The 17,549-nt window shown below is 39.2% G+C and carries 8 protein-coding genes; 3 read left to right on the top strand and 5 right to left on the bottom strand.

Annotated features, from left to right (window positions below; genetic code table 11):
• Positions 1–225: 225 nt before the first annotated feature.
• Positions 226–6,066 carry an AAA family ATPase gene (locus tag HWQ42_RS31415; RefSeq protein ID WP_292818995.1) on the bottom strand — a complete coding sequence of 1,947 codons (5,841 nt, stop codon included), beginning with the start codon at positions 6,064–6,066 and terminating at the stop codon, positions 226–228.
• Between the two features lie 499 nt (positions 6,067–6,565).
• Between HWQ42_RS31415 and HWQ42_RS31410 the strand changes: the two genes are divergently transcribed.
• The 3 genes from HWQ42_RS31410 to HWQ42_RS31400 are packed head-to-tail and all read left to right on the top strand — an operon-like array spanning position 6,566 to position 9,349.
• Complete coding sequence (locus tag HWQ42_RS31410; RefSeq protein ID WP_292818992.1) at positions 6,566–7,651, top strand: spermidine/putrescine ABC transporter substrate-binding protein; 1,086 nt, start codon at positions 6,566–6,568, stop codon at positions 7,649–7,651.
• Between the two features lie 21 nt (positions 7,652–7,672).
• Positions 7,673–8,566, top strand: coding sequence for an ABC transporter permease (locus tag HWQ42_RS31405; protein ID WP_292819175.1), 894 nt, complete (start codon positions 7,673–7,675; stop codon positions 8,564–8,566).
• Positions 8,567–8,620: 54 nt separating this feature from the next.
• Positions 8,621–9,349: a Uma2 family endonuclease gene (locus HWQ42_RS31400; protein WP_292818990.1), complete on the top strand. Its 729-nt coding sequence runs from the start codon at positions 8,621–8,623 to the stop codon at positions 9,347–9,349.
• A gap of 82 nt (positions 9,350–9,431) precedes the next feature.
• Here the strand turns inward: HWQ42_RS31400 and HWQ42_RS31395 are convergent, their stop codons facing one another.
• The 4 genes from HWQ42_RS31395 to HWQ42_RS31380 form a co-directional block, all read right to left on the bottom strand.
• A complete protein-coding gene (locus tag HWQ42_RS31395; RefSeq protein ID WP_292819172.1) occupies positions 9,432–13,049 on the bottom strand; it encodes a hybrid sensor histidine kinase/response regulator in 3,618 nt (1,205 codons plus the stop codon).
• 172 nt (positions 13,050–13,221) lie between these two features.
• Entirely contained in the window at positions 13,222–13,302 is an 81-nt protein-coding gene (locus HWQ42_RS31390; protein WP_292819169.1) for a hypothetical protein, read from the bottom strand.
• 247 nt (positions 13,303–13,549) lie between these two features.
• Positions 13,550–16,858, bottom strand: coding sequence for a GAF domain-containing protein (locus HWQ42_RS31385; protein ID WP_292818987.1), 3,309 nt, complete (start codon positions 16,856–16,858; stop codon positions 13,550–13,552).
• Positions 16,859–16,982: 124 nt separating this feature from the next.
• Complete coding sequence (locus tag HWQ42_RS31380) at positions 16,983–17,456, bottom strand: chemotaxis protein CheW (RefSeq protein WP_292818984.1); 474 nt, start codon at positions 17,454–17,456, stop codon at positions 16,983–16,985.
• Positions 17,457–17,549 lie beyond the last annotated feature (93 nt).

Below are 17,549 nucleotides of genomic sequence, written 5' to 3'. Positions count from 1 at the left end.
ATTCAACTCCCATTTACTTTAATTAGTGCTGTTTGCGGATAGCTAAGGTTGAGCGAGTCCTGCCTGACTCAGGACTTACGCAAAAATGGCTCAAAAGCTTAATTTATCGAACAGAATTCTTCTTCAACGAACCGCTAAGACGCCTTTCCTACGTGAATGCTACGTGCCCATGAGCAAGTAGGGTGACAAAATCTTCTTAGCTAAAGTTGGTCTACTTAGCACTGTTTATTGCCGCACTGGAATTGCGATCGCAAACTCTGTACCTTTTCCTGGGGACGAGTTGCAGTGTATTGAACCCCCGTGTTTTTCCACAACAATTTGACGGGCGATCGCTAATCCTAAACCCGTTCCTTTTCCCACAGATTTCGTCGTAAACAAATGGTCAAATATCTTTTGCTTGACTGCTTCATTCATGCCATTAGCATTATCAGCAATCGTTATTGTAACCCGATCGTCTTTCAATGAGGTTTGAATTGTAATCTTGTTAGGGTTTTCTTGGATTTCTGCAAAACTTCGCCCAGCATTCGACTCATCTAAGGCATCAATGGCATTAGCTAAGATATTCATAAACACCTGGTTTAATTGTCCAGGAAAACATTCAACTTGAGGCAAACTGTCATAATCGGTTATTACTTCAATTGCTGGACGTAGCTCATTGGCTTTGAGGCGATGTTTAAGAATTAAAATTGTACTTTCAATCCCTTCATGAATTTTAAATGGCACTTTGTAATCTTTATCAGCACGGGAGAAAGTTCTTAAACTAGTACTGATATTTTTCAGGCGATCGCACGCCATCACCATTGAATCTATTGCCTTGGGTAAATCTTCTAAACTATAATCTAAGTCAATTTCTTCTGCATGGCCAATAATTTCAGCACCCGGATTAGGTAAACTTTCTTGATAAAATCTCAAGTGTTGCACAACATCAGCAATAGTGGGTTTAGCTTGTTTGAGACTTGCAGCAATAAAGCCCAAAGGATTATTCATTTCATGGGCTACCCCAGCAACTAAATTACCCAGTGCAGACATTTTCTCACTTTGAACAATTTGTAATTGGGCTTGTTGTAAATCTTCTAAAGCTGTTCTGAGCGCTTGAGATTTTTCTGTCACCGCTGATTCAGCTTGTTTGCGATCGCTAATATTAATAGTTGTCCCAACTACGCGATAAACTTTGCCCGTTTCATCTTTTAATGGACTGAGTGTGGTTAACCACCAAATTTTCTGGTGATTAAATGTTAGACATTCTTCATAGGTGACGGGTATTCCGGTCTGAAAACAATGCAAATATTTTTGCTCGACTGCTGCACCTTCGTCAGGAGCCATTATTTCTTGCGGAGTTTTACCCAGCACTTGAGAAGCAGGTATACCAACCGCTAATTCGCAAGATTTACTCCATCCTGTGTACTCAAACCTACCATGATCACGGATATCAGTCACAAATATCAGACAACCAACACCTTCGTAAATACTGTTTAGGAACTTTCCTCGCTCCTGGAGATGATTATATAATTGGGCATTTTCCAAAGAAATCGCAGCTTGAGTGCAGAGGAAATTTATAATAGAAAGGCGATCGCTAGTAAATACCCCTTGCGTCAGTTTATTTTCTAGGTAAAGAATCCCTACCAAACGCCCTTGATTAATAATCGGGGTACATAATACACTTTGGGGTTGTGTTCGGTGCATATATTCCCCAATCAACCCAATAATATCTGTTTTGCAATTGTCTATAACAACTGTTTGTTGAGTATTTTTGACGTAATTGATGATTTTTGCGGGAATCTCTTGACAATTGTCGATTGGTTGTGGTTTAAAAATAGTTTGGATCTCAATCTGGGAATTTGCTCCATGATTGATAAAGGTAATTGCCCTAACTTGCCAAGTATTATCTTGGGGAAGAATTAGTACAGCTTTTTTGGCGCCAGAGTTTTCTAGAATAATTTGGCTCAAGCTGACAATGAGTTGATCTAATTCCAGAGGACTGGAGATAGCTTGAGCGGCTTTGAGGACAGAGGTAAAATCTAATGTCTGGGAAATACTAGTGCTGCCAGTGGTAGAAGTGCGAGTAGATGAGGAAGTGCCACGAAAGCTAATAGTTTCTAAGGTATTGAAGTTGATTCGTTGCTGTTGCAGAATTGATTGGAGTAGTTGGGGATAGCGTTTTTCTAAGTCTTCTATTTTGGCTTTTGCACCCCAACGAGCGTAACAGTAGTACGCTTCTTGCATATATGCTTGGGCAACTCTTTCTTTACCCCAATCGAGATAAAATTTGGCTACTAGTTTATTGCTAAGTGCTTCTTCTTGGATGTAGCCGTTAGCTTTAGCTAGAGTTATGGCGTGATCGTAATTTTCAAGTGCTTCTGTTTTATTGCCCAACACTCGTTGTTTTTCAGCCTCAACTAAATGCCATTTATGCAAATGATTTGTGGGAGCATTTTGCGCACAACGGTACAGAGTGGTTTGATGGATTTCTACCTGGGCGAGAATTACGGAAAGTTCAATTTCTGGCTGGGTGGAAAATCGGGCTAGGTATGTCAGGGCTGCATAGAAATGGAAAATCGAAATAAAAATCAATCCTGATACGGCGAGTAAATACTTTTCCCCTTCCTCAATATAAGCGATCGCAGCTTTGTAATCACCAAAAGAATAGGCAAGCAACAGTTTGTAGATATACAACTCAGCCATCACCGTGAGTTCATTAGCCTGATGATGCTTGGGAATCATCACTATTTCATCGTAGATACTGCCGCTCAAACAATCGGGCTGAATTCGGGTTTCTCTGAAGTTCTGTGCCGCCTGCCGCATAATACTTACATAAGTCTGGGCAGAATGTTGCTTCGCCTGAGTTAAGGCGGCGTTGTAACTTGCGATATCTAATTCCAAATTGCTGAGTTCAGCGCCACTCCAAAAGACCGCATAGCTGTAACAACATACGTTATAGCCAGCGTGTAAAAAATCGCCAGTTTCCATACCAGAGGTAAAACCAGCTTTCAGCAACGGTATCGTTGTCGAGAGAGCTTCTTGGTGATGTTGAATAAAGCCACCAAACAACATGGAAATTGTGGATTTGAATTCCCGCACATTGAACCGATCTAGCAAATTCAATGCCAATTGCCCAAAGCCGTAGCCCGCTTCAACTTCTCCCAAAAAGGCACACAGCACCATTCCATGAAGTGCATACCCCACAGTGGAGGCGGGTGTATTCCCAAACTGAAGCGATAGGCTGACCATTGTGCAGCTAATCAGGGGCAATAAACCCGGCATTCCTTGGAAAACGGGTGCAAACAACATTCCTAACAGTTGCATGGCTGCCTGTGCTTGGGGATCGGTCATCACTGGTAAGTCAGCTAGTTCCTCAATTCGTTTGCCTGCGAGTTGACTAGCAAGGACTTGTAAAGCTTTACCAATCTCAGCATTGTTTGGCTCAATGGGTAGTTCAACCCCCAATTGCTTTAAAGCATCTCTGCCAACTGCGATCGCTTCTAATAGTCTGCTCTGGGCTGTCTGGGCAGCAATTTGAATTTCGTAAATTTTAACTTTGTCTAAAATCGTCTGGGCTGATTGCAACACCTGTACTGCTATTTGTTCCATGCCATCAAAGTCAGCATTTAAGTAGGCGGCTTCGGTGGCGGCGACATAGAAACTCAGGGTCAATTCATATTGATCTTGCCAGCAGTTGATTGTAAGTAGCTCAATCCCAGTTTGTAAATAGGCTCTAGCCGCAGCATAAGCAGTAGAATTTTTCGCTTTATATCCTGCGGCTAAATTAAGTCGAGCCAAGGCTTCTCGCTCGTATGATTGGGCGATCAACTCTTGTCCTAAATTCAAATGTCCAACAATATCAAACAGTTTTTCTTCTTGTTCTATTTGAGAGAAATTTTGTAGAAGTAATTGACCAATTTTGAGATGAGTTGCTTGTTTTTGGTTATCAGGAATTAGAGAATAGGCAGCTTGTTGTACTCTGTCATGTAAAAATTTATATTTGGCTAATTGTTTATTGGTATTCCCTGTTGACAGCGCCAATTGCTCGTGATTTTCTCCCTGATAAAATTTATAAACATCACTAATTGGTAAAATCAACCCTTCTTGTAAAGCTTTCCATAAACTAGCAGCTGTTTCAATTTCTGAGGACTCCCAAACAATCGCCAAAGTTGCTAAATCAAATTGATTGCCAATACAAGCGGCTAGCTGCAATACATTTTGAGTTGATTGAGGTAGTCTTTGTAATTGAAATACCATGAATTTGACAACATCATCTGTCACCGCTTGCTGATTTATTTGGGTGATATCACATTGCCAAGACCCTGATTCAAAGTTAAATTCAATTAATCCATCTTGGTGTAATGCCTTAAGAAACTGTATGGCAAAAAACGGATTACCTTGAGTTTTTTGAAATACCAGTTGAGAAACAGTTAATGCCGAATCTTTTGTAGATTTAAGTGTGTCAGCCACTAGTTGATTCACTTGCGATTGACTCAGAGGCGCTAAAGTAATCGTATTAATTGTGGCTGCTGTTTTTTGGATATCATTCAAAGTCAACATTAGTGGATGTGCTGAATTGACTTCGTTATCACGATAAGCACCAATTACAAAAAGATGTTTTGTATCAGCCATTAATAACTGTATTAACATCAACGATGCTGAATCTGCCCATTGTAAATCATCTAAAAACATCACTAATGGATGTTTTTCACTGGTAAAGACTTGGGTAAATTTCTGAAATAATAAATTAAACCGATTTTGAGCAGCAGTTCCTGATAATTCTGTAACAGGTGGTTGCTGACCAATAATTCTTTCTAATTCGGGGATGACTTCAATAATTACCTGTCCATTCTCACCTACAGCCGCTAAGATATTGGTTTTAAATTCCTGGATTTGAGCATCGCTTTCGGTTAACAATTGCCCCATTAAATCGCGGAAGGCTTGCACAAAAGCACTAAAGGGAATATTTCGTTGAAATTGGTCATATTTCCCTTTGATAAAATAACCGCGCTTTTTGACGATTGGTTTATGAACTTCGTTAACTACAACGGTTTTACCGATACCCGAAAAACCAGCCACCAGCATCATTTCTGTCGCACCTGTACTAACGCGCTCAAATGCTTGCAGGAGAGTTTCTAGTTCTGTTTCTCGTCCATAAAGTTTATCAGGAATAATAAAGCGATCGCACACATCCCGTTGAGCAATTGGGAAATGCTTAATTTCACCAGTTTCTTGGAGTTGAGATAAACAAGTTTCTAAATCAAATTTCAGTCCCAATGCACTCTGATAGCGGTCTTCAGCATTTTTTGCCATCAATTTCATTACGATGTCACAGAGAACTTGAGGAATCTCTTCTCTATCGCCTAACATTGTTGGAAGTTTTGCTAGATGACAATGTACCAACTCCATCGCGTCGTTTGAATGGAAGGGTAACTCACCCGTCAGTAGTTCGTAAAAAGTGACACCTAAGGAATAGAAATCAGTCCGGTAGTCAATCCCCCGATTCATTCTTCCTGTTTGTTCAGGAGAAATATAACCAAGTGTCCCTTCCAAGACATTGGGATTCATCAGTGTTTGAGTTTCCCGTGGTAGTAGGGATGCAATACTAAAGTCAATTAATTTAACTTGTTTGGTTTCTGGATTAATTAAAACATTGGCGGGTTTGATATCTTTATGAATAATCCGATCGCGATACAATATATCTAAGGTGTTGCACAGTGCGATCGCTATTTCTAAAAACTCCATTAAAGATTCTAAGTTTCGCCCAACCTTCCACTCCCCACTCCTTAATCCCCAATCCTTGAGAGAAATCCCCCCAAAATCTTCCATTACTAACGCATAACCATTTTGATACGGTTCTAGGTTATAGGTTTGGATGATGAGAGGTGAGTTAAGATTTTTAGCTATGGTGTACTGATTACGAAACGACAAGAGTTCGCTGAAACTCGGATAAGAATTTTTCAGCAGTTTAATCACTACAGGTAATGAGTCAGTCTCTCGATACCCTCGATAAACGATGGTTCTAGAACCATTGTAGAGTTCTTCGCTAACCTTATATCCGGGAATATGGACTCTCGTACTAACCATACTACTAAATTTTTAACACTTCCAGATATAGTGTTCCCAGATATATAGCGAACCCGTCGATCCAGGATTTTAAATTTTGAGGATTTAGCAACCACAGGTTAGCCAGAAAAATCAGATAATATCGAACTCTCTGAAACTGGGAGCGAAAGTTTTGCCAATGAGACATTTGGATGATTCCTCCTTACAGTTATGAATCCAAAACTCCTGTCACAGTTTTAACTGGTAAGGTAAGGACAAACTCGGTGATTTTTGCTAGTACAGAAGTGCAGTTTAGCTTGCCACACTGAGTTTCCTTGATAATTTGACGATCGTTTTGTTAATTTTTATACTTAAATTTGATGAAAAAGCGTGCCTAAAACTAGCTGGCAGCAGTAACTTATTAACAGTTGCATAAGTAGATACACTTAAGGTAATCTTTAAACTACCTATGGGCACTCCAATTAAAGGCATATTTAGAATTAATCGACAACAATACAAAAGATGATTAACTATTAACTTAATGACTAACAGACGCCAATTTTTAACAGGGGTGGCAGCGCTTTCTAGCTTATCTTTAGCTGGTTGTGGCTGGAGGCTGGCTCAAGTACGCGCTAATTCTAATACAAATAGTCAGCGTGACCAACTTTATATCTTTACTTGGACACAATATACTGACAACCAATTACTGAAAACTTTTAGCGCCCAAACTGGCATGAAAGTGCTAGCAGATGTGTATGATTCCAATGATGTTATGCTGGCTAAATTGCAAGCTGGAGGCGGTGGCACTTACAGCATCATCAACCCATCTGATTATATGGTGCAAAAGATGGTAGACAAAGGCTTGTTAACAGAAATAAATCACGATCGCTTAATCGGTCTAGAGAATTTATTTCCCCGGTTTCAAGATCCTAGTTATGACCCCAATAACCGCTACAGTATCCCTTTTAACTGGGGGACGACAGGTTTACTTTACAATTCCGAAAAAATCAAAGATGCACCACAAGACTGGGATTACCTTTGGCAAAATCAAGAGCAACTTAATCAGCGAATGACCTTGCTCAATGATGTTCGAGAAGTGATGGGTGCAACCTTACGAATGCTCGGTTATTCTTACAACTCAAAAAATGAACAAGAAATCAAACAAGCTTATGAAAAATTGAAGATGCTAAAACCTGCGATCGCACGTTTTGACACCGACGCTTGGCAAAATCAAATTCTGGCCGGAGATTTACTACTGGCAATGTGTTATTCAGCAGATGCAGTCAAAATCTCTCAAGAAAATCCTAAACTCAAATATGTGATTCCTCGCAGTGGTTCTTCATTATGGACAGACACTATTGTAATTCCCAAAACAGCCCCCAACCAAGCTGGAGCTTATGCTTGGATTAACATGATTTTGCAACCAGAAATAGCAGCCAAAATCACTCAACGCCTAAATATTTCTACGCCGAATAACGCCGGATTTGAGCAATTGCCAAAAACAATCCAAAACAACACTAATTTGTTTCCCCCAGAGACACTATTAAAAAATTGTGAACGTGTTACACCTGTAGGAGAATTTGAAGAGGTTTACGATCGTTATTGGACTCAATTAACTAGCAGTTAAAATAGTTAGGAGTTAGGAGTGATTAATTTGGAAAAAAATGAGATTTCTAAAATAGAAGAATTGCAGCACCCCATTAGAAATTGGCTGCAACCCTTGGTATTGCTTGCACCATCTGGGATTTGGTTATTACTTTTGTTGGTGCTGCCAACTTTGATAATTTTCGAGTTAAGTTTAGTTGCAGACATCCGACCGGGAGATTTGGTCAATCCCAACGGATTCAAAAACTACATCCGAATATTTGACTCCCTTTATGTACAAGTAATTGGCCGATCGCTATTTTTTGCCTTTGGCACTACGATAATTTGTTTAATTTTGGGCTTTCCCGTCGCCTATTGGATTGCTCAGATAGCGCCGCAGCGTTGGCGAAATTTGCTGCTATTAGCATTTGTTCTACCTTTGTGGACTTCTTCGTTACTCCGTTCTTATGCTTGGATTACAATTCTTCGTCCTACTGGTCTATTGAATAGCTTATTCAGCAATTTAGGCTTGCCTACTTGGGAATTACTCAACAATAGTCAAGCTGTATTAATTGGCATGAGTTATAGCTTATTACCCTATATGGTTTTGATTTTATATGCTTCTCTCGAAAAGCTAGATAAGCGGTTGCTAGAAGCCGCGGCTGATTTAGGTGCAAATCCGGTGGAAACTTTTTTCCAAGTAACCGTACCGCAAATTTTTCCGGGAATTGCAGCTGCTTCCATGCTTGTATTCATCACAGGTATAGGGGATTTTGTCGATCCAGAATTACTCGGTGGTGCCTCTAGTATGACGGCGGCGCGGTTAGTTTATAATCAGTTTCTTGGAGCAACCCAAAATTGGGGATTTGGTTCAGCCTTGAGTATGACGTTAATTTTGCTTGTTAGTATTGCGATCGCACTTTTAATTAAGTTTGGGGAAGGTACACCCAAAGGCTAAACTTTGGGTCACTCATTTATAATAAAGGCATCAAACGCCAGCGAGACAACGGTTATGCTCTCACCCGATCTCAAAAATGCGTTACCAACTACTGACGAACTTCCCTGTTCAGACGATACCCCAGTGGATAACGAAGACCAAAACTTTTTGCCCAACATTTTACTCTTCTTACTCAACTCCATTTGGGCAAATCGTATGGATTGGTACTTCGGAGTAGATATGGGAGTTTATCACACCACAGGAGTAAATCCCAGAGTACCTGTAGTCCCAGATGCTTTTTTAAGCCTGGGAGTAGAACGGAAAAAGGGTGGTAAATCACGCAAAAGTTACGCGGTTTGGGAAGAAAATGGGATAGTTCCAATATTCACATTAGAAATGGTATCCCATACCCCAGGAGGTGAATACGACGAAAAGCTAGATATATATAGAAAACTCGGTGTATTGTACTACGTAATTTATAACCCTGAGTTTTGGCGACGCGACCAACATCAACCCTTTGAAGTGTATAAGTTGATCGATGGAAACTACCAATTACAAATAGGTGAACCCTATTTAATGCCAGAGGTGGGTTTAGGTATAGGGCGACACCAAGCTGTAATTGGCGGGATACAACAGGAATTTTTATGTTGGTATGACGAGCAAAAAAAGCGTTATTTGACAGATGCAGAACAAGCACAACAAGAGCGATCGCGGGCTGAACAAGAACGGCAAAGGGCTGAACAATTAGCCGAGTATTTACGTTCTCTAGGTGTAGATCCAAATAATCTACCTGATAATTCGTAATTCGTAATGACGCTCTCTACGAGACGCTGCGCGAACGTGGACTCGCTAACGCTACGCTAACGTAATTCGTAATTACAAATTATCAATTATTTTTCACCGAGACTAAATTATCTAAATCATCTGTATTATTGTTAATTAACTCATTAATTTTAGAGATAAACTCATGCTCTAAAAAAGGCTTAGTCAAGTAAGCTTTTGCACCCAATTCTTGGGCAAGCTGGCGATGTTTTTCAGCGCTGCGAGAAGTAAGAATCATTACAGGTATTTTTGCTAAGTTGGTGTATTGACGGAAATTGCTCAACAACTCAAAACCATTCATTCGTGGCATCTCTAAATCGGAGACAACAACTTGAATTTCTGGATGTAAGTGCAACTTTTCTAGAGCTTCTATACCATTTTGAGCTTGTATGACTTGATAGCCAGATTTTTGGAGAGTCAGAGAGAGAGTTTGTCGGAGACTAATTGCATCATCTACTACTAAAACAACCTTTGGTGATTTATAATCTGGCTCTTGAGAATAACTGGGTTGGGTTTCGATAGTTGTTGTGGAAGTCGATGCCGCAAGTAATGGTGTAGATGAAAAAGTATGCCCTGATATCTGCAAGGTTTTTTTATTTGACGAAGAAGCTACTGGTAGCACCCTGATATCAAGTGTTGTTTGTTGGATTTCGCTAGATTTTACCAGTAACAAAGCATCAATTACTAAGATGAGATTACCATTAGCTAAACTACTACAACCATAAATGTATTTTGGCGGTGCGATCGCATTTCCTAAAGGTCTGATTACCAGTTCTTGTTCACCAATTATTTGGTCAACTTCTAAAGCAACTTTTCCCTGATTTCGCTGGAGCAAAAGCACCGGATTTTTCGCTATGCTTGGGTCGTGAGTATTTGATGTGTTGTATGGAACAGCACTATTAAACAATGAATCATTATAATTAATCAACTTTGAAAGTTGACGAAGGTTGACCATAGTCTCATCATTGTCTATATTCCAATGCAAGACTTTTTTTCCTTCAATTTCTTTAATCTGCTGGTCAGAGGGAATCAATATTTTTTCGATACTGTCCAACATCAGACCATAAACAACACCTTTGGCTTGAACCAGCATTAACTTTTCTGTAGTCATAGAAAAAGGAATTTTGAGTATAAATATTGTTCCTTGGTTGGGTAAGGATTGAACTGAAATCGAGCCGTTGAGTGCGTGCATCTGAGTACGCACAATATCTAAACCCATACCGCGCCCAGAAATTTCACTTACTTTAGTAGCAGTAGTAAATCCAGGGGAAAATATCAAATCTAAAAGTTCAGGTTCCGCCAGATTGAAAGCAGAGCTTCTAGTTTGTTCTTCAGTTTGTATGGGATAAAGTTCAGCAGCTTTTCTGCGAATTCTATCTAGATTCAATCCCTGACCATCATCTCGAACTTCGATAACAGTTTGGCTACCCTGATGATAAGCGCAGATTTCGATTAAACCTTCTTCTGGTTTACCAAACTCTCGGCGAACTTGCGGAGCTTCTATACCGTGGTCAAAAGCATTACGCACTAAGTGTAACAAGGGATCGTAGAGTTTTTCTGCGATCGCTTTATCTACCAGTACTTCACTACCAGTAAGTTTCAATTCTACAAGTTTGGCATGAACATTCCCCAACTTATTTACCATGTGGGGGAAACGATTCAGAATATTACCCAAAGGTGCCATTCGTGCTTCGACTAAGCTATCTATAATATTAAGAGTTAAATTCTCTTGCTTATCACTAATTTGCATAGCTTGTGTCAGAAGCAAGTCAAGAGACTCTGTGGTTTCTTGTAGTTGCAGTGTCTCTTCTATTGCTTCATGCAATGTCATGTGAAATTCTGTATATACATCCATTTCTAAAGAGTCAAAATCCAATGCAAAACTTTGCGTTTGTTGTGAGTTAATATTTTGTATTTGTAAAGGTAGATCGCGTAAATCATTTAAAGTTGTTTGGTGTCTAGTGATTTGCTGTACGAGTTGTTCAATTATTTCTTTGACTTGTTGATCTTGTAAACTACGCCGTTTTTGGTAAATCAGTAATTCTCCTGCTAGATAATTGAGCTGTTGCAGTCTCTCTGTATCTACCCGAATAAATGAAGGCTGGCGAAAGTTTTTAGTTTGAACATACTGTGATTTATCTTCTATTTCTTTATTGATTTGTGTAGCTATATCAGCGATGACTTCAATAGCTGTTTCCGAAACGTCTACAACTACCTGTTCACTAACAGTTAATGAATTCAGCTTTTCTAAATAATTATCAATCTGGGTTGTCACGACTTCAACAGCAAGGTTTTGTCTAGCTTCTTCACCCCATATTGCTTCTAGTAAGTTATCAGTTGATTGAGAAGATACAATCTCTTGAATCACTAACAGTTTTTGTAACTTGGGACTATCAAGCCAATTTTTCTCTTTGCTAGTAACAGGAGTGTAAATTTTATATTCTTTTGCTAATTTGTGAATTTGGTTTTGTAATGTTTTAATTCCTGAGAGGTAACTATCAGATGGTTTCAAATAATATTGAAACTTTGCAACTGCAAATAGGATAATTAAGATGATCCCACGCCGATAAATACAAAGACTTTGACTATCTTCTTCGTCTTGAACAAAACTAAGAAAGTCTTGCAGCCAGTTGTTGATATAATTAAGCAGACTTTTTCTTTCTAATCGGGGAACGAGTAAAGTCAAACTGAGTTCTGACTCTGGTATTTGCATCTGGTGATTAAACCAGCCAAAAATGTAGCGAATTACTTTTAAATAAAACTTGGCAGTTGTTGGTTTTACCGATTCGTTTTTATTGTTATCAGATATAGTAAGAAACTGATAAAACTGTTCTTCGTTAAAGATAAATGTGCTGGCAAATGAATCATTTTGTAATTCTTCAGATTCATTATTTGCCACTATTGTGAGTTTTCGCAAATCTGAAGAAACTTCTCCACCAGATGTGCGATCGCCTTCTAATACTAATTTTTTTGATTGTTGTAAATCTGCAAGGGCAATTTCTGCAATTTGCTTTACCTGACTGGGATTTGCTTGCAGCGCTGAGAGAATCGTTTGGGAAATTTCTCCCAATCCAGGTAAATTTAGAGATTCTGCCAAGCCAAGAAATACTTCAGCTTGAGAGTTTAAAAACTCGATAAATTCATCATTGTTTGGCGGATTGTTAATAACATCAGCAATACTATTTAGACGTTGTTCTACTCCTACTTCAAAAACAGATTGCACAATATCAAACCCCAATTCTTCAGAAGTGGGAATATGAGATTCAGCACCAAATGCATCACCCAGCTTTTCTTGCAACTGCGCGAACACTGAAGTCGCTCGGTGAAGCAGTTCTTCATCATTAACAGTGCTACCTATTAATTCAGTATTTAATGCTATACTCAAACACTCATAAGCTTGTAATAGAAGTGTTTGTAATTCTGCATCAACTACCACTTTTGGATTGTATAAAGCCTTAAATACATCTTCTAAAAAATGGGCGATCGTCTTAATTAATTCTAGCCCAACGTTAGCCGCACCACCTTTAAGTGTATGAGTGGCTCGCATTAGATTGTGAATTTTAGCAATGCTATAATCTTCCGACAAGCTAAATAGTTCTTGTTCAATAATTTGGACTAATTCTGGGGCTTCAGCTAGAAAGTAGATGTACCCTTGTTCGCGAATTTCGTTATCTGTAATCATAATTAGGGAGTTGGGAGTTAGGAATTGATCGACCAATTGATTTTTCAGTTGTCTTGACTATTGAACTCAAAATCCGAATGATTTCGTCTGCATAGATTAGTTCATTAGTTAAATCAATATTTACTAGTTTGGACTGTTGGAGTAGACGTAGCCAGTATTTGATTTCCCTAGCTTATTTGTATACAATATACATTTTTGCCAACAAATCTTTTCTACTCTGACCACCGCTAGCCTCTTCAACATTCGCGCCAATACTTGTCCTACTTCGTAGTAATTGCTTAGAAAGCCATATTCACGTTGCTCTTGTAGTTTGATATATAGGTAAATAATTTCTAAAGCAAATTTAAAACTCTTCTGTTGAATAACACTCTTTGCCAATTACTCTTCTCCTCTCTTTAACTAAAAAGTTATAAGTAATTAAGGTCAAAGCATTTTACATTTGCCAATAACATAGTGCTTTATATAATTAATGCTTTGACCTAATAACTCCTAAGTATTTTTCATTTCACTTTAAACTTACTAGCAGTTGTTAATAGCTCTTGTGCCATTCCTGATAAATCTTGGAACACAGTCGCAATTTCTTGGGATTCAGCAAAAGTTTTATCGGCAATTTCTGCGACATCTTGCATTGATTTAGTTACTGTTACAGATTGCGCCATTTGTTTTTGAGTCGCTGCGGTAATTCGCTCGATTAGCTGACTAATTTCGGCAGTCGCAGAAACGATCGCATTTAAGTTTTGGCGAGTATCGCTAACAAGATTTGTACCTTCTACTACCTGCTGAATACCAGTTTCCATTGCGACTGCAACTTCCCCGGTTTCTGCTTGAATCTCCTGAACTAATTTTTCAATTTCGATGGTTGCTGCTGCTGATTGGCGAGATAAAGAACGGACTTCATCAGCTACAACTGCAAAGCCTTTGCCATATTCACCAGCACGAGTAGCTTCAATCGCTGCATTCAAAGCGAGTACGTTTGTCTGGGTGGCAAAATTACCAATCAAATTCACCACTTTGGAGATTTTTTGCGAGGATTCGCTGAGGCGTTTAATCTTTTTGCTGGTTTGAGCAACGGTTTCACGAATTCCTTGGATGGCTTTTACAGTCAGGTTCATGGCAGTATCGCCAGACTCTACAGTTTTATTGGCTTTTTGCACTGCTAGTTGTACTAATTCAGCATTTGCTACTACAGCTTGAGTAGAGTCCACCATCTGTTGAATGTCATCTAAGGCTGCGGTAATGTCCTCAGATTGTTGTTGTGCCAGATTGGTTAGTCCCGCTAGTGAAGCCTCGCTATTGCTAGAAGTTTGGGCAACTTGTTGAGCAGCTCCTTGTACTTGAACAACAATTTGCCGCAGTGCTTGCAGAGTATTATTGTAAGCATCTGCGATCGTACCTAGCTCGTCTTCTGTAATCGGCGCGCGTACTGTTAAGTCGCCGTTAAGAGCGGGTCTAAGGGCTTTTAAGAGTTGAATGGATCGTTGTTGCAGTAACTCGTTAGCTGCCTTTTCCCGTGTTGCTGCTTCTGCCAATTTTGCTGACTGCGCTTGTACTTGTTGCAAATATTCGGTGTGTTGTAATGCCAATCCTAATTGGCTGCCAATACGTGCTAACAAAGTGACTTCCGATTCGTCCCAATCACGAGTTCCCGAATTTTGATAAGCTGCTAGCAATCCCCACAATTGTTCTCCAAGAAATACAGGAACAATTACATAAGCTTTAGCTTCAAATTGCTCTAAAACTTCAATGTGACAAGGAGAATGACCTGCCTGATAGATATCATTTACAACTAAATTTTCCCCTTGGACATATCGACCTCCCTGAGTTTCTTGTAAATAGGTATCTTCCCAGAGAGTTTTGATATCGGGGCCTACCAGTTTTACCCAAAGATGACCTGCTGACTCTGCGACAAATTCACCACCCCAGTTCGGGTTGAAACGATACACAGCGACGCGATCGCATCGTAATAATTGTCTTACTTCTTGAGTAGTTGTTTTGAAGATTTCTTCTACATCTAAAGATTGGCGGATGCGGTTACTAATCTTGGTGACAGCTTTCTCTTGTTCTGCTATCTGAGCTAGTTTCTCAGATTTCACCCGTACTAATTCCAAATAATCTATCTGTGATTTAGCTAGGCTAAATTGCAAGCTAGTCTGCACCAAAAAGTTCACTTCCCAGCTTCGCCATTCACGAGAGCTAGAATTTTGATAAGCTGCCAGCAAGCCCCACAATTTATCCCCAAAAAATATCGGAACAATGATGTAAGCTTTGGCTTCAAACTGCTCTAAAATCTCAATATGGCAGGGAGCAAGCCCTATTTCATAGATGTCATTAACGATAAAGTTTTCACCTCTGACATACCTACCTCCCTTAGTTTCTTGCAAGAAAGTATCATCCACAATGGTTTTAATATCAGGGCCTACCAGTTTTGTCCAACCAGTACCCACAGACTCAGCTACAAATTCGCCACCCCAATCAGAGTTAAAACGATAGACAGCGACGCGATCGCATTGCAGTGATTGACGCACTTCTTGAGTGGTTGTTTTGAAGATGCTTTCTACATCTAAAGATTGTCTGATGCGGTTGACTATCTTAGTGAAAACTTTCTCTTGTTCAACTATTTGGGCTAGTTGGTCAGATTTCGTCTGCACTTGTTCCAGATATTCCCCTTGTGATATGGCCACACCAAATTGCAGTCCAATTTGAGTTACAAAGGTTTCTTCCCAAGGTTGCCAATCACGAGGCCCAGAATTTTGGTAAGCTGCCAGCAAACCCCATAATTTTTCTCCAGCAAATATGGGTGCAATGATGTAAGCCTTCATTTCATACTGCTCTAAAATGTCAATGTGACATTGAGCATGGCCCATTTGATAAATGTCATTGACTACAAAGCTTTCACCCTTGGCATAACGTCCTCCTTGGGTGTCTTGTAAGTGGCTATCTTCCCAAACCATATAAAAATCAGGGCCGACCATTTTTATCCAGCCATTACCCACTGATTCAGCGACAAACTCACCACTCCAGTCAGGTTTGAACCGATAGACACCGACGCGATCGCATTTTAGTAATTGGCGGATTTCTTGAGTGGTTGTTTGAAAAAGCTTATCGACATTTGATACCCGCAGAATTTTGTCGATGACTTTGGCTACAGATTTTTTTGCTAGTATCCGCTGTTGCTGTTCTTTTTGGAATTCAAAGCTCTGTAATTTGTAAATTAGTTCTGTTGTAAGTTGAGATAGTAGGCTAATTTCTACTTCTTGCCACTGCCGCGTTGAGTAGCAATTATTGACTACTAGTAAGCCCCAGACTTTACCTTCTACTACAATCGGTAAACTCAAACTAGCTTTAATTTGAAATTTATCTAGCAGTTGCTTTTGATAAGGCGTAAGTTGAATCTGATTGATATCGTCAATAACTACAGCTTCTACATAGTCTTGATTGGTATATAAACCAAAAATAATTCCGGGAATATTTTCGCCTAAAGTTGGTGTCCAACCTAGTGTTCTTGATTCGGCTAAAACATTACCGGATTCTCGTGAAGTAAACTGATAAATTAAGGCGCGATCGCAGCCAATCTTTTCTCTAATTTGTGCTACAGTAATTTTCAGTAATGTATCAATGTCTGGGGCTTGGCGCATGTGAGTTGCGATGTCTTTCAACTGTCGCCGCCAATTTTTAAATTCTTTAGCGATCGCACTTAATAAAGTTATTTCATTACTAGCAATATTTGCTATATGAGCGTTACCATTCTGATTTTCTAATTCCGTGATTAGATGCTCGTTATCATGGCTATTGTTATACAAAAATGTCATTTGATTAACCTCCAAATTGTGATGGGTAATAACTTGATATGTGCTGGCCAAAATTATCTGGTGTTTACTCATTAAAGATTAGGAATTTTCAAAACAATCTACCTAATCTCACCTTACTAACTATTCAATTATGAATTCCCCATGCTGGAGATTGAATAATAGTTATGGCATCCAAATTAAAAATTATCTCCTCTGAATCATTAATAAAGTATCCCTGTAAAAAAGGTGATAACTTCGGATAAAATAATTCGGTTGTTGCTGGTTTCAGTTCTTTAGTATCTAGCCATTCAATATCTATAATTTGTTGCACTAATAGTCCCAAATACTTACCCTTATTTTCCAGAACAATCGCCATCATTCTTGAAACTAAATTTGACCCTTGCGAAATAGGAGGATAACCTAACATTGCCTCTAAATCGACTAACCAAAGCATCTCACCGCGCCAATTATAAATGCCCAAGACGCTACTTGGCATCTGAGGAACGCTACATATTTCTGGTAATGATACTTGCAAAACTTCTGTGATGTGTTGTAAAGAAATGACGGCTGTATCACTTACTCCCAAATTAAAACTTAAAAACTTTTCCTGAGTTTCCAAAACTATTTATCCTTTGTCTTTGATTAATTATCTTTAGCCACTATTTGCAGTTATTGGTTATTGTGGGAGAGATTCTATCTAAGAAATAGTGAC

The sequence above is a fragment of the Nostoc sp. JL23 genome (genome assembly GCF_017115065.1).
Classification (GTDB): Bacteria; Cyanobacteriota; Cyanobacteriia; order Cyanobacteriales; family Nostocaceae; genus Nostoc; species Nostoc punctiforme_A.
Note: the sequence above shows the minus strand (reverse complement) of the source record. Positions and strands in the feature narration are given on the sequence as shown.

Bases quoted from the DNA above. Each gene is read 5' to 3' on its own strand.
- HWQ42_RS31385 (WP_292818987.1), bottom strand. From the start codon at position 16,858: ATGACATTTTTGTATAACAATAGCCATGATAACGAGCATCTAATCACG.
- HWQ42_RS31410 (WP_292818992.1), top strand. From the start codon at position 6,566: ATGACTAACAGACGCCAATTTTTAACAGGGGTGGCAGCGCTTTCTAGC.
- HWQ42_RS31400 (WP_292818990.1), top strand. From the start codon at position 8,621: ATGCTCTCACCCGATCTCAAAAATGCGTTACCAACTACTGACGAACTT.
- HWQ42_RS31415 (WP_292818995.1), bottom strand. From the start codon at position 6,066: ATGGTTAGTACGAGAGTCCATATTCCCGGATATAAGGTTAGCGAAGAA.
- HWQ42_RS31395 (WP_292819172.1), bottom strand. From the start codon at position 13,049: ATGATTACAGATAACGAAATTCGCGAACAAGGGTACATCTACTTTCTA.